Consider the following 1,233-nt stretch of genomic DNA (forward strand, 5'->3'; position numbering starts at 1 on the left):
TTGAAAATCTTCAAGAGTTAGCTGAGCTGACGCAACAAGTTCAAGCTGACCGTATTGAGATTGTTTTGGAAGAGCGAAGTGACAACTACTTCCCACCAATGTCTAAGGCGATGATGGAGACTCGCTCTGGTTTAACTCGTCGTAAACTGGATGAAGCGATCGGTAAGATGGAAGCCGCAGGCCACCAATTTACTAAAAACAACGCGAATCATTACTCCATTACGTTAGAAGAAGCACACATGCTCATGGATGCGGCTGAAGTGCCAAAATTCTATGAGCGTAAGAAGAATAACGGCAATAAACCATGGATTATCAACGTACAAAACCAAAAAGGTGGTACGGGTAAATCAATGACGGCCGTACATTTGGCTGCTTGTTTGGCGCTTAACCTAGATAAACGCTACCGCATTTGTTTGATTGACTTGGACCCTCAAGGTTCATTACGTCTGTTTTTAAACCCGCAAATCAGTGTGGCTGAGCACGACAACATTTATTCAGCGGTGGACATCATGTTAGGCAACGTGCCTGATGGAGTAGAGATCGACCGCGAATTTTTACACAAGAACGTGCTGTTGCCGACGCAATACCCGAACTTGAAGTCAATCTCCGCATTCCCAGAAGATGCTATGTTTAACGCAGAAGCGTGGCAAACGCTGTCTGAAGACCCATCACTTGATATCGTTCGTCTATTGAAAGAACAGCTTATCGATAAGATTGCGAATGACTTCGATATCATCATGATTGATACCGGTCCGCACGTTGACCCTCTGGTTTGGAATGCGATGTACGCGTCCAATGCACTGTTAATTCCTTGTGCGGCAAAACGTCTAGACTGGGCATCTACGGTTAACTTCTTCCAGCATTTGCCTACGGTTTATGAGATGTTCCCAGAAGATTGGAATGGCTTAGAGTTTGTTCGTCTAATGCCAACCATGTTCGAAGACGACAACAAGAAGCAAGTCTCGGTATTGACGGAAATGAACTATCTGCTTGGTGACCAAGTGATGATGGCAACCATTCCACGTAGCCGTGCATTTGAAACGTGTGCAGACACCTACAGCACTGTGTTTGATTTAACCGTAAGTGATTTCGAAGGCGGCAAGAAGACACTTGCAACTGCTCAAGATGCGGTTCACAAAAGCGCATTGGAATTGGAGCGCGTATTGCACTCTAACTGGCCGTCATTAAATCAGGGGTAAACAGTAAATGGCTTTGAAAACGTCTGAATTAAAC

The 1,233-nt window shown here is 44.9% G+C and carries 1 protein-coding gene; it reads left to right on the forward strand.

The genetic code is table 11. The features are described from left to right. On the forward strand, positions 1-1,199 hold a 1,199-nt coding region (locus R7040_RS24500; protein ID WP_140326101.1), incomplete at its 5' end, for an AAA family ATPase. Between the last annotated feature and the right edge of the window lie 34 nt (positions 1,200-1,233).

It is taken from the genome of Vibrio sp. 1069 (assembly GCF_033340555.1).